11 protein-coding genes are annotated in these 12812 nt (G+C 63.8%); 7 read left to right on the top strand and 4 right to left on the bottom strand.

Features of this window, described 5'->3' with window-relative positions; genetic code table 11:
* Window positions 1-6: 6 nt before the first annotated feature.
* Window positions 7-2370 carry a hypothetical protein gene (locus LVJ94_24930; GenBank protein WXB10460.1) on the bottom strand — a complete coding sequence of 788 codons (2364 nt, stop codon included), beginning with the start codon at window positions 2368-2370 and terminating at the stop codon, window positions 7-9.
* Between the two features lie 92 nt (window positions 2371-2462).
* Window positions 2463-3359 (bottom strand): LysR family transcriptional regulator, encoded by an 897-nt coding sequence (locus LVJ94_24925; GenBank protein WXB10459.1) that lies wholly within the window; start codon window positions 3357-3359, stop codon window positions 2463-2465.
* A gap of 150 nt (window positions 3360-3509) precedes the next feature.
* On the opposite strand from LVJ94_24925, the gene LVJ94_24920 reads away from it, so the two are divergent.
* Window positions 3510-4064 carry an ester cyclase gene (locus tag LVJ94_24920; GenBank protein ID WXB10458.1) on the top strand — a complete coding sequence of 185 codons (555 nt, stop codon included), beginning with the start codon at window positions 3510-3512 and terminating at the stop codon, window positions 4062-4064.
* A gap of 25 nt (window positions 4065-4089) precedes the next feature.
* On the opposite strand, the gene LVJ94_24915 is transcribed toward LVJ94_24920, so the two are convergent.
* Complete coding sequence (locus LVJ94_24915; GenBank protein ID WXB10457.1) at window positions 4090-4401, bottom strand: thioredoxin family protein; 312 nt, start codon at window positions 4399-4401, stop codon at window positions 4090-4092.
* A 425-nt stretch (window positions 4402-4826) separates the two neighbouring features.
* Here LVJ94_24915 and LVJ94_24910 point away from each other — a divergent pair, with 425 nt between their 5' ends.
* The 6 genes from LVJ94_24910 to LVJ94_24885 all read left to right on the top strand — a co-directional run bounded on the left by LVJ94_24910 (window position 4827) and on the right by LVJ94_24885 (window position 11775).
* Window positions 4827-5582 carry an ABC transporter ATP-binding protein gene (locus LVJ94_24910; GenBank protein ID WXB10456.1) on the top strand — a complete coding sequence of 252 codons (756 nt, stop codon included), beginning with the start codon at window positions 4827-4829 and terminating at the stop codon, window positions 5580-5582.
* Window positions 5579-6289, top strand: a complete 711-nt coding sequence (locus tag LVJ94_24905) for an ABC transporter ATP-binding protein (protein WXB10455.1) — start codon at window positions 5579-5581, stop codon at window positions 6287-6289. Before LVJ94_24910 ends, LVJ94_24905 begins: the two co-directional genes overlap by 4 nt.
* Window positions 6290-6291: 2 nt before the next feature.
* Window positions 6292-7164: a branched-chain amino acid ABC transporter permease gene (locus tag LVJ94_24900; GenBank protein WXB10454.1), complete on the top strand. Its 873-nt coding sequence runs from the start codon at window positions 6292-6294 to the stop codon at window positions 7162-7164.
* Window positions 7164-8147, top strand: a complete 984-nt coding sequence (locus tag LVJ94_24895) for a branched-chain amino acid ABC transporter permease (GenBank protein ID WXB10453.1) — start codon at window positions 7164-7166, stop codon at window positions 8145-8147. The genes LVJ94_24900 and LVJ94_24895 overlap by 1 nt, the downstream gene beginning before the upstream one ends.
* The gene (locus LVJ94_24890) at window positions 8144-9367 is read left to right on the top strand and encodes an ABC transporter substrate-binding protein (protein WXB10452.1); all 1224 of its coding nucleotides are present in this window, start codon (window positions 8144-8146) and stop codon (window positions 9365-9367) included. The genes LVJ94_24895 and LVJ94_24890 overlap by 4 nt, the downstream gene beginning before the upstream one ends.
* 143 nt (window positions 9368-9510) lie before the next feature.
* On the top strand, window positions 9511-11775 hold the full coding sequence (locus tag LVJ94_24885; protein WXB10451.1) for a hypothetical protein: 2265 nt from the start codon (window positions 9511-9513) through the stop codon (window positions 11773-11775).
* Here the strand turns inward: LVJ94_24885 and LVJ94_24880 are convergent.
* Entirely contained in the window at window positions 11740-12696 is a 957-nt protein-coding gene (locus LVJ94_24880; protein ID WXB10450.1) for a cupin domain-containing protein, read from the bottom strand. The genes LVJ94_24885 and LVJ94_24880 overlap by 36 nt on opposite strands.
* Between the last annotated feature and the right edge of the window lie 116 nt (window positions 12697-12812).

Raw genomic sequence — 12812 nt, 5'->3', positions numbered from 1 at the left:
AAGCGCTCAACGGCGCAGTGTGCGTTTGTCGAGGAGGCCGAAGTTCCAATGACGGGACGCGTCGGGGTGGCCGTAGTACACCGTCACCGGGTTACGGTCGCGCAATTGCGCGAAGTCCGAGTTGGCGAGGATGAACGTGATGCGATGCATGTCGTCGTCCGGCCGGTAACTTCGGTCGAACGTGCGGTCTCCTATTCGAAGCGTGGGAAACTCGTCGCCGATGGGAAAGCTCTCATCGCTCCGTAGCTCGATTTCGACCGCTTCCTTCCCATCGTCCCCCGGTGCCGTCGATCGCTTGCCCAGAATGTGGGCAATGGCATTGCCTCCGGTGGAATCGGCGCGGGCGATGGCGTCTTGGGCGCCGTCGAGATTCGAATCGGTCGCGCCGTCCACGTCGGCGTCGTTTTGCACATCGAGCTGCGGGACCGTGCGGAGAGAAAGGGTTTCGCTCGAAACGCTGCGGCTTGCAACCGCGACGGGGGCCGATCGTGCGAACCCGCGGGTCGACAAGCGGATGTTTGCGACGTAGATCGCACCTTGCCTGGTCCCGTTGAAGACGAGACGCGCGCCTCGAACTTTGGTCAGGTCGACGCCGAAGTCGCCCAGCGGAATACGGACCGATCGAAGAATGGAGTGATACACGGTGCGCACATTTCCGGAGGCGTCTCGGTACTTGCCGCCGGCGGGGCCGGTCAGCTTGTCGAGGTACTTGCTGAGCGGCACGCCGGTCCCGCGCCGTCCATCGGCCTGCACGAGCTCGATGGTGAAGTCGGTCACGTCGCTCGCATTGAGCGCGCTGCGCTGGCGCGAAACCCGAAGATCGAGCGTCACGTAACGACTGATGTCGTCACCTTGGCCCGCAGCCGACCAATTCGTCTGGAAATAGGTGTTCTCGGATGCGGCCGTCCAGGAGATGCGGCCGGCACGCAAGCTGGGGTCGTGCTCGGGGACGGAGCCGTAAGTGAGGACGACCCCGCTCTTGTCGTTCGCAACCCCCTCGCTGCTGAGTCCTTCGGCTTCGTTGAAGTCCTCGCGAATGCTGGTGACGTCGGCATTGGGCGAGTCCGTGTATCCGCGTTCCACGCGCGTGATATCGGAGACGACCTTGGGAAGAGCGTAAAGCGGATTGAAGAGCTGGCCGTAAATCGGATTCGCGCCGGCTCCGAGATGGGCCCGAAAGAAAGCCACGATGCTCGCCACCCCGGTGGTCCGCTGCGCGGGCGAGCCATTCCCCTGTTGCGAGAGCGCCGTATGGCCGACGCACCCGGCGGAGTCGTTCCTCTGCCATTCCGTATTGTAGAAATTGTGATTGGCACCAAATACGGTAAAAACGGCTTTCGGCGAGGGCGGCGACTCTATTTGCTTGCTCATCATGCGATCGAACGGCCGAATTCCGGAGAGAGGGCTCACGTCTCCGTCGCACATTGGGAGAAGTACCGCCCACGCGGTTCCTTCGGCGTTGAGCGTGCGGCTGGTCGTCTGACCATCGACGGGGGCCAGCTCGAAGATTCCCCGAAAGGTGACGGGATCGGCGATTTTCGATGGCCATTGGCCGCGCGGTTCACGATACAGGTCGTACGCGGCACGCACGCCTTCGCCGCCTCGTGAGTGGCCGACGAGGCCCACCTGGGCGAAATCGAGCTTACCCCGCAAATCGACACCGAGCGCCGCCTGCGAGCCGCCGTTCGTATTCCACTCGCTCAGGAGCTGCAGGTGCCTCAAGATGAGCCGCCCGCGCGCGAGATTCAGATGCTTGTCCGCGTTGGGCCCCGTGTCCGGGCCATCGTCGAACCCGGCGATGCCGCGGTTCGCGTTGATGGAGACGACGACATACCCCAACGATGCAAGCTGCTTGGCGACGTACTCGTATCCGCGGTGACTCGGTGCCACGACGTAACCGGCCGGGCATGTGCCCGAACTGGCGTAATCGTTGCGGTCATCGATGCGAGGATTCTGCCCCGTGCCGCACGAAGAGTGGTTGCCGTGGAGGAAAATCACCACCGGATGTGGCGTATCGCCCATATCCACGGGGCGATAGACTTGCGCCCAGAGCTCCGTTTTTCGCCGCGTTATTTCGGAATCGATACTCGCGGCAAATCGATATTCGCCTTCGGTCGTCCGATGCGTCCCCATCGTGGTAGGGTCCGGCGTTTCTGCGGGCGTGCGGCTCCTCCGCGCATCGACGGACGTCGGCCCGAGTGCCTCCGTTTCCCGCGCCCGAGAGCTTGCTTCGCCCTCGGGTGGATCGGACGGCGCCCCAGCGCTGCACCCTGCCGTGGCCATGACGGACGCTGCGGCCAGATAGGTGGCCGATTGGAGCGCCGTGCGCAAAGCCTTTGATCGAAAAACGTGCCCGAGACCATTCATCATAAGTGTGCCCTCGCAGGGGAGACGCCGGTCGAAAGCGAAAGGCGCACGAAAAATTTCGAAAGCGAACGAAACTTCTGGTCTGGGCCCACCCTCTACAGGGGTCGGCCGCGAAGGCACTCCACGACGAACTCGCGGAAGGCGGTCACCTTGCGGGGAAGGTGGCGCGCGCTCGGACACAGGCACCAGAGTTGTCCTTGCGGCACGGTCCACTGTGGGAGCGCATAGACCAACTCTCCGGCGGTCACATCCGGTCCCGCGACGAAGGTGGGAAGCAATCCGATGCCCGCACCTTGCCGGAGGACTTCGCGCATGAAGAACATGTCATCGCACCGGATCGGGCCGCGGCCGTCGACCGTGGCGGTGCCGCTTGGCCCGACGAGTTTCAACCGCTCGGCGTCACGGAAGGTGACCCACGCATGCTTGGCGAGGTCGTCGGGCGATCGTGGCTTTCCTTTGCGCGCGAAGTAGCCCGGAGATGCAAATAGTTGCAGATTGACCGGCCCGATCTTCTGCGCGGTCAGCGTCGAGTCCTTGAGCGGCCGGCGCGCGATGCGGAACGCGATGTCGACCCCTTCGGCAACCAAGTCGACGACCGCATTGGTGAGCCGGAGATCGATCTCCAGGCCGACGTGCAGCGCCGAGAAGCGGGCCACGATCGCGGCGAGTACCGTGGAGCCGAAGTCGATCGGAGCGGTGATGCGGAGTCGTCCCGACACCGATTCTTGGAGCTCGGGAAGGTCCAAGACCGATCGCTGAAGCGATGCGAGCGGCGCCGAGGCCCGCTCCAGCAGCGCTGCACCTGCCGTCGTCAGTGACACCTGTCGGGTGGTCCGATGGAAGAGCCGAACGTTCATCGCGCCTTCGAGTGCCGCAATGCCGCGGCTAACGGACGACTTCCGGACGTTCAACTTCACGGCGGCGCGGGAGAAGCTCGATGCCTCCGCGACGGCTACGAAGAGCGGGAGGAGGTTGAAATCGATTGTTCCCATTTTGGGGACACAGTAACGCCGTTCGGACATCTAGTGCATTTCGCGCAACGATGCACAATGCCGTCGGAAGCGCTGACCATGGCCGCGCATTGCCCGCTCAGCGCCCGCGCCATCCCCGCTGTTTCATCGACAAGAACAAGGAAACTTCACATGAAGAACGTCAAGGCAAGTGCACGTGTTGCGTCCATCCTGCTGACGGTTGGCACCGCGGCCTGCGCCACGACCGCACCCGCGGGTTCAGCACCGGCCACCTCGGGCGAAGCGAGCGAGGCGCTCGAGGCCAAGCAGCTCGCCCTCTTCGACGATCTCGACTTCAACGTCTACACGAACCAAAAGTGGGGAGAGCTCGGTCGCACGCATTCGAAAGACATCGTGGTGCATTGGCCCGACGGACACACGACGACGGGCATCGAGAAACACATCGAGGACTTGAAAGGCATGTTCGTCTGGGCCCCGGACACGCGCATTCAAGAGCACCCGGTCAAGATCGCGAAGAAGGATTGGACGGCCGTGATCGGCGTGATGGAAGGCACGTTCACGAAGCCCATGCCGATCGGTGACGGCAAAATGATTCCGCCGACGGGCAAGGCGTTCAAGATTCAGATGGTGACCGTCGGGCATTGGTGGCCGGACGGTCTCATGCACGAGGAGTATCTCTTCTGGGACAATCAGGAGTTCATGAAGGAGATCGGGCTGGGCAAATAACGCCGAGACGAGGCGTTCGAGCGCACTACAGCGTCTTTTCGTCGGTCTTCTTCTCGATGGACGCGCACTGCACCGCGCGCACCTCTTCGATGCTGCGCTCGAGACGCTCTTCGGACTGCACACCGGTGAGGCGCGAGACCTCGCTGCCCGAAGCGTCGACATTCACGTACGTGGGAAGCAGCGAGATGTCGTACGTCGCGGCGAGCGCTTCGCCTGCGTCATCGTCGATATTGACGCGGGTGACGTCCGCCTCTCCGTGACACGCCTTGATCGCTTCCGCGAGTCGCGGCTTCATCCGCTCGCACGCCGGACACGCCGTGCTGGAAAACGCGATCATCCTCGGACGGCCCTCGAGCCGAGCGGCGGCCTTTGCCGCGTTGGGTCGATGTGTGTCACACGCTTCCGTATTGCGATCGCAGGACGTTGTGCCCTCGACGGCAACCGGCGTCGCCGACGCGGCCGACGCGACTGCCGCCAAAACGACAGGCTTTTCACGCCGAAGAACAATGGTTGCGCTCGCAAGGACCCCGATCAAGGCAGCGGCTCCGGCCGCTTTCGTAAGATAGTGCATCCGTCCGCAGGATCTTAGACGTTCTCAGGTGCGCGCGCCACTCGGCTCAGGTGCTAAAATTTTGCCCCTTTTCTTTTTCGCGCCTCGTCTAATCTCGATGGCCGGGGGCGGGAGCTGCGATGACCGATCCGAGGCAGTCGCATCGACCGTTGTTGCGTTGTCGTGATGTGCGTGTGCGCTTCGGCGGGATCATGGCGCTCGATGGTGTGGGCTTCGATGTGCCCGAAGGCCAGATCGTCGGCATCATCGGGCCGAATGGCGCGGGCAAGACGACGTTGTTCAATTGTATTAGTCGCCTCTATCCCGTTCACGGCGGGGACATCTTGCTGGACGGTGTCTCGCTGCTTTCGCAACCGCAGCACCGAATCGCCGGCCTCGGAATCGCGCGAACCTTCCAGAACGTGGCGCTCTTCGACACGCTGAGCGTTGCGGAGAACATCGCGCTCGGGGCGCATCGCCGGCTCGGGCGCGGCTTCCTCGCCGATGCCCTTCGGTTTCCATCGGCCGTGCGCGCCCAACGCGCGCTCGCGGCCGAGGCGGCGCGATGGCTCGATATGCTGGGCCTCGAGAATGTGGCCCATCGCCGGGTGAGCGATCTGCCATTCGGTACGCGAAAGCGCGTCGAGCTGGCGCGTGCGCTGGCATGCAAGCCGCGATTGCTCATGCTGGACGAGCCCGTGGCGGGCCTCAATCATGCCGAGGTCGAGGAGCTGACGGCGCTCGTCCGTTCGCTCAAGGAACGGCTCGGACTGACCGTGCTGCTGGTCGAGCATCACATGCACGTCGTCATGAGCCTCTCCGATATCGTCGTGGCGCTCGACTTCGGGCGACGCATCGCCGCCGGGACGCCGGAGCAGGTGCAGCGCGATCCCGAGGTCATTCGCGCGTACCTCGGGGATCAGCGCAGCGGTCCGCCGCGCGACCTTGAACGGAAGGCGGCGTCATGAGCCTCCTCGCGGTGCGCGGCTTGAATGCCGGCTACGGACAAGGCCGCGTGCTCCACGGCATCGACCTCGAGGTCTCCTTGGGTGGCGTCACCGCGGTGCTTGGCGCGAACGGGGCGGGGAAGACCACGTTGCTCCGCGCCTTGTGCGGCATGATCGCACGCGACGGCGAGATCCGTTTCGAGGGGGCGCGCATCGATCGCATGCGCGCCGAGGACATCGCGCGCCTCGGCATGGCCCACGTGCCCGAAGGTCGGGGGACGTTCACGAGCCTCACCACGGAGGAGAATCTCCGCCTTGGCGGCTACACCCGCCGCGACAAGGCGGAGGTGGGGCGCGATCTGGAACGCGTGTACCGCTATTTCCCGCGCCTCCAGGAGCGACGCACGCAGCAAGCGGGCACGCTCTCGGGCGGCGAGCAGCAGATGCTCGCACTCGGGCGCGCGCTCATGCTGCGCCCGAAGCTCATGCTCCTCGACGAGCCCTCCTTCGGCCTGGCGCCGCGGATCGTGCAGGAGATGTACGGCATTCTGCGGCAGATCAACGGCGAGGAACGGGTGAGCGTCCTCGTCGTGGAGCAAAATGCCGCCCTCGCGCTCGACTTCGCCGATCATGTTTGCCTCTTCGAGACCGGGCGCGTCGTGATGACGGGCCCGCCCGACACGCTGCACGGCGACGAATCGCTTCGCCGCGCCTACTTGGGATATTGAACATGGAAGCGCTCTTGCACCAAGTTCTGGGGGGCCTGGCCAATGGCGGCATTTACGCCAGCCTCGCGCTCGCCCTGGTCATGATTTACCAGGCGACCCACCTGGTGAACTTTGCACAGGGCGAAATGGCGATGTGCTCGACGTACCTCGCCTCCGCGATGATTCAAGCAGGATTGCCCTACTGGGTCGCCTTCATCGCCACGGTCGCGTTGTCGTTCGTCATGGGAGCGCTCATCCAGCGCGTCATTTTGCGCCGGGCCGAGCGGGCGCCGGTACTCTCGGTGGTGATCATCTTCATTGGGCTGTTGCTGACCCTCAACAGCCTCGCGGGTTGGGTTTTTACCTACACGATTCGAACGTTCCCAAGCCCCTTTCCGGCGGAGCCCCTCTTCGGCAATCCGTACATCGGCACGCACGATGTCGGCGCCATCGGCACGACCTTGGTCGTGCTTCTGCTCCTCTACGGATTCTTTCGCTTTACGTCCCTCGGCCTCGCGCTGCGGGCGGTGGCCGAGAATCCCGAATCGAGTCGGCTGGTGGGCATTCGCGTCGGCTCGATGCTCGCCCTCGGGTGGGGGCTCGCGGCCGGGATTGGCGCGGTGGCGGGGATGATGATTGCCCCCGTCGTGTTTCTCGACCCCAACATGATGTCCGGCGTCATGCTTTATGCCTTTGCCGCCGCATTGCTGGGGGGCATCGACAATCCGACGGGCGCGGTGTTCGGCGGATTTGCGGTCGGCGTTCTGGAAAATGTCATTGGCAGTTACGTCGTTGGAACGGAGCTCAAACTAACGGTCGCCCTCGTTCTGATCCTCGGAGTTCTGGTCGTCCGCCCCACCGGCCTATTCGGCAAAACCTTGGTGACGAGGGTCTAATGAGCCGCCGACACATTCGGGGATTCATCCTATTCGTGCTCGCGGTCGTTCTTCCCTTCGTGTTGAGCGATTACCGGGTCTTTCAGGTCACCCTCGTGATGGTCTCGGCGATCGCGCTCCTCGGTCTCAACCTGCTCACCGGGTACAGCGGTCAAATCTCGCTCGGCCATGGCGCATTCTATGGAATCGGCGCCTACACGACGGCCATTCTCATCCACAAGCTCGGCATGCCCTACGGGCTCGCCATCCCGTGCGCGGCCGGCGTTTGCGCGATCCTCGGTTTTCTCTTCGGCTTGCCCGCCCTGCGCCTCGAGGGCGTATACCTTGCCCTAGCGACATTTGCCCTTGGGGTCGTGCTCCCGCAGATTCTCAAATACCGAGGAATCGAGCATTGGACTGGCGGTGTACAAGGGATCACCCTGGTCAAACCGGAAGCCCCCTTCGGCCTCCCGCTCGCGGCCGATCAGTGGCTGTATTTCCTGTGCCTCGCCGTGGCGACCGGCGCGTTCGCGTGCGCGCGAAACCTCGTGCGCGGGCCCACCGGGCGCGCCATCATCGCCATCCGCGATCGCCAAGTCGCCGCGTCCGCGGCGGGCATCGACGCGTCGATGTACAAGTCGATCACCTTTGGGATCAGCGCCATGTATGCCGGCATTGCCGGAGCGCTGGCCGCGCTCACCGTGCAGTTCGTGGGGCCGGACAGCTTCTCCATCTTTCTATCCATCGGCTTGTTGGTCGGAATCGTCGTCGGGGGAATCGCCACCATTTCCGGCGCCATCTACGGCGCGCTGTTCATTCAATTCGTGCCGAACATGGCCGATGAAGTCTCGAAGGCGGCGCCGTGGGCCATTTACGGCATCGTCCTCATCGGCTGTGCGCTCGTCATGCCCCGCGGCATCGCCGGCCTGATCGAACGCCTCACTGCGCGCGCGTTTCAATTCTCACGTCCCCATCGGGCCATACCACCTCAGGAGGAACCGTGAAACAATCTACGGCATTTGGAATCGTCGCAGCGACCTCCTTCCTCGCGCTTACCTGCCTTGCCTGTAAGAAGGGGGGCGAAGAACGCTCGGAAACGAAGGCCGCGGTTCGGAGCGAGGCCGAGATCAAGATCGGCCAGACGATGCCCTACAGCGGGCCCGCCTCCTCGTATGGAACCGTCGGCAAGCTGCAGGCCGCGTACTTCAAAAAGCTCAACGCCAAAGGCGGCGTGGGCGGTCACAAAATCAACTTCATCACGGTCGATGACGGCTACAGCCCTCCCAAGACCGTCGAGCAGACACGCAAGCTGGTCGAGCAAGAGCAGGTCCTTCTCGTCTTTCAGCCACTGGGTACGGCCCCGAATGCCGCCATTCAGGATTACCTGCAGACGAAGAAAGTGCCCCAATTGTTCGTGGCCACCGGCGCCACCCGGTGGGGCGACCCCGAGCATCATCCGTGGACCATGGGGTTCAATCCCAGTTATCAGCTCGAAGGCAGCACGATCGCGAAGCACCTGATGTCCGCGCAATCGGGCTCGAAAATCGCCGTCCTCTACCAGAACGACGACTACGGGAAGGACTACCTCAAGGGCCTGAAAGCTGGGCTGGCCGACAAAGCGAAGATGATCGTTGCTGAGGCAACGTACGAAGTCTCCGACGCGACGGTCGACTCGCAGATCGCAACCCTCAAGGGCTCCGGCGCCGACACGTTCGTGAACATCACCACGCCCAAATTCGGGGCCCAAGCCATACGCAAGGCGTACGACATCGGATGGAAGCCTACGCATTATCTGAGCAACGTCTCCGCGTCGGTCGGTACCGTTCTCACGCCCGCGGGCTTGGACAAATCGGTCGGTCTCGTCACCGTCGCGTATTACAAAGACCCGACGGACAAGCAGTGGAACGACGATCCGGCCATGAAGGAATTCATCACCTTCATGAAAGAGGATTATCCCGAGGGAAGTTTGTCCGACAGCTTCCACATCTATGCCTACATTGCCGCGCAGACCATGGTGCAGGTGCTTACGCAGTGTGGCGCCGATCTGAGTCGCGAGAACATTATGAAGCAGGCTGCCAATCTGGACTTCGCGCCAGGTTTGCTCTTGCCCGGAATCCGCATCAAGACGAGCCCGACGGATTTCTTTCCCGTGGAACAGCTACGCCTCGTGCGGTTCGACGGCAAAGATTGGGTCCTCTTCGGGGACGTGCTCAGCGCCAACTGAGCTTCTCGCGTATCGTCCGTTAGGCGGGCTTGGTTGCTCGCTTTCACAAAAAAACAGACCGACGATTCTTCTGACGGAAACGCCGACGGTGCGCCAAACACCGTCAAGGGCCAAACTGGCCTGGCCACCGTACGGAGGATCGAATGAATCGCCCAGCGTCATGGATCTTGGGTCTCGTGCTCGTACCCTTTGCCGCCTGCACTGCATCGCAAGATCCCGGCGTTTCGGGCCGCTCCGACACGACGACCGCCGACGCGACGACCGCCGACGCGACGACCGGGGATGCCGCGAGCCCCGACGCCGGCGGTCCCGATGCCACGAACCCTGACGGGGGCGAGCCCCCGGCCCAGGGCGAGATCGCGATGGACGCGCCCGTCCCCCGTGCCCAGATCAACCTGGGCCGGGTGGTCGCGACGAACGACGGGGAGCAGGCCATGTTCGTGGCGAGTCGGCGGGCCATCCGTGTGCGGCCCGATGGAACCGTCGTCGACACCGTCCCGATCCGGCTCCCCGGCGGAGAGGCCGTTGCCTACGACGGTGCAAAGTTCGTCGTGGCCTGGGGCTACTTCGGTGGCGTCCCATCGGACAGCGAAGTACGCGTGGCGCGCTTGACCCGCGAAGGGATCGTCTTGGACCCCGAGGGGATCCGCGTTGCGCCGGCGAGCGGGGCCGTCACGAGCATGGTCGCGGGCCGAGATGGTGAGCGAGCCCTCGTGGGGTGGGTGGGACCCTCGTCGGGCCCCGGGGGATGGAGCTTCAAATCGGTCCCGGTGTTCGATGATGGAACGTCGGGGCCGGTCACCGATTATGGAGGCGGGTCCCCGCCGCAATTCAATATCGAAACTTCGAATCCGGCATTGGCAGCTGGAAGTGCCACTTGCCAATTCAATGGCGTATCGAATGGCGGCCAGCTTATCAACGGAATTAGCGACTGCGGCTTTCCACTCGGACCCATCAATGGCTCGCCGAGCGATGCGAAACGACCCGCCATGGCCGAAAACGGCTCGTTCCTCTCGTGGCTCAGGGCGTCGGACAATACGGTTCACGCGGGTGGACTCGCCTTGGCAGGGAAGGGAACCTCCCTCGCCGTCGGATTCGATGGAAGCGTGTACCACGTGGTATGGGCTACGGATTCCTCGCCGAAGGTGCTGGTAGAGCAACGTCTGACACCGAACAAAACGCTGATCGACCCGACGCCGATTCCTATAGCATCTGGCATCTACGATGGATTCGCGGTGACCTGCCCGGGGACGACCTGCATGGTCGGATTTGCCGACGAGAATGGCGTCGCCGCCGCGCGGCTGGCCTCCGGCGACACCGGCGTCGGTCCTCGCATACCGCTGTATTCGGCGCCGAACAACGAAACGATGCCGCGTGCGGCGGCCGGTCCCAATGGCGGGCATATCGTGGTTTGGCAAGACGACCGACTCCCGGATTATCCGCTCTATGCGGTGCGCGTGGGGGCGAATGGTCGCGTGCTCGATGCGAACGCGATCCACGTGGCGGACAAGGTCGAAGCGTTCAACGTTTCGGCCACGAGTACGCAGTATGTCATTGCCGTGCCGCCCCCGCGGTACGTACCAAACGATCCGCTCCGCATCATTCGCATCGATGCGGCCACGGGTACGGTTCTCGATACTCCGCCGGCGCCGTCACAGGGGTCGTCGAACGATGTCCCCGGAGTGGCCTGCGGCCCCAGCGAGTGCCTCGTGACCTGGGCCGGTTGGGCACACGACACCGACGGCGGCCCGGACCAGCCCGTGATCCTCGGACGGCGCATCGATGCGCAGGGCAGCCCCGTGGGTCCTTCGTCCTTCGTCGTTGGCGCGGGCTTCAGCCATTCGACCATTGCGCGCAATGACGCGGGCATCTACCTCGTGGGGTGGCGAAAGTCCGCCGCCCGCGTCGATGGCGCAACGGGAAGCGTGCTCGATCCCGTGCCGCTCTCCTTCACCTTCGACGACGGGGAGGTGAACGCGAGCGCATCGAACGGTACCGACTTTCTCGTGACCTTCAACGCCGGAAAGCGTGCTGCTCGCGTCACCGCCGACGGGCGCGTCCTGGACCCGACGGGTTTTCCCGTGCAGAACACCCCCGCCTTTTCGAGTTTGTCCACGCTCACGGGCGATGCCTATTTCATGACGTGGGAAGAATCCCGGGACGGCACCTGCGGCATTTACGGTGCGATCATCGGCACGGACGGAAGTATCACGCCGCCGAACGGAGCGGCCTACGCCACCGAGGCATGCCAGCCGGTTCCTTTGGGGGCTTCCCGGCCGTGGCCCACGCGACCTTCGCTGGCAAGTCATCGCGATGGGAAGGCTTTTCTCGCCTTCCAGCGGCGTGACGGAAGCGATCGCGTTCGCGCCCTTTCACTCGCGCCCGGGAGAAAAGCGGATGTCGAGTGAACGTAGATAGGTGTGGAGCCCGGCGTCTTGAATGGGAATCAAATGCGCCGGCTGCGCCGATTCGTTGTAGTGGGCGTGCCAGGCGCCCGGCGGGGTGACGAAGGCCATGCCAGGCTTCCAATCCACGCGGGTGGGCCGGACGATGCGGTGTCGAGCATCGAGCTCCCGGCCCACGAGCGAGTAGCAACCCGGCTCGCACGCGGCGATGAAGTCGAGCGCGATCGATTGATGGCGATGCGGCTTCTGCTCCGAATGGGCCGGGAGGATGCCGAACATGGCCCACATCACATGGCTGACGGTGCGCGTCTGGGGGAAGCGGGCGTTGCCCAGGAGTACGCTGATGCGATTGCGCTTCGACGCGAGAGGCTCGGTCGCGACCTTGTGGAGCTCTGCGCGGGCGCGGGCTGCTGGATAACGCGTCGGCGCAAAGCGCGGACCGATCGGGGTGACGCCGAGGTAGGAAAGGAGCGGTGCGTCGTTCACGTAATAGAGAGACACCGTCTCCTTCGCGATCACCGTCACGTCGGCGTTGCCTGGCATGGCGATGAAGTCTCCCTCGCCGAAGGCCATACGCACGTCGCCTTGATGCATCTCCCCGCGGCCGCCGATCACGTAGAAGACTCGAGATGTCATCGTCCCGTCGAGACGAAGCCTCTCGCCGGTGAGAACACGGACGAAATGTGCGCACAGGCTCGGCCCCGTTGCCGGGTAGTCGGTGCCGAGCTCACGGGAGAGATCCAGTGTCACGATGCGCGTCGGTCCGTCGGCATACGACGAAGCGGGGAACTCGTGGTAGGGCACCCTGCGGATGAGACCGATGCCCACCGGATTGGCCGACGATGTGTATTCGAAGTATTGCGAATCGGCTTCGTCCGAGTCGACGCGGACGAAGGGCACGTTGGCTTGCGGCATGGCAGACATGACGACTCCTCTGGAGTAGAGCGGGTAGAGCGGATAGAGCGGTTGGAGCGGCCCGGACCGAGCATCCGGCTTCCGAAGGTCAAGTTGGTGCCGGTCGGTGGGGAGAAGTAGTCCGC

It is taken from the genome of Sorangiineae bacterium MSr11367, from assembly GCA_037157805.1.
Classification (GTDB): domain Bacteria; phylum Myxococcota_A; class Polyangia; order Polyangiales; family Polyangiaceae; genus Pendulispora; species Pendulispora rubella.
The sequence above is the reverse complement of the archived record's forward strand: the minus strand, read 5'-3'. Positions and strand labels throughout refer to the sequence as shown.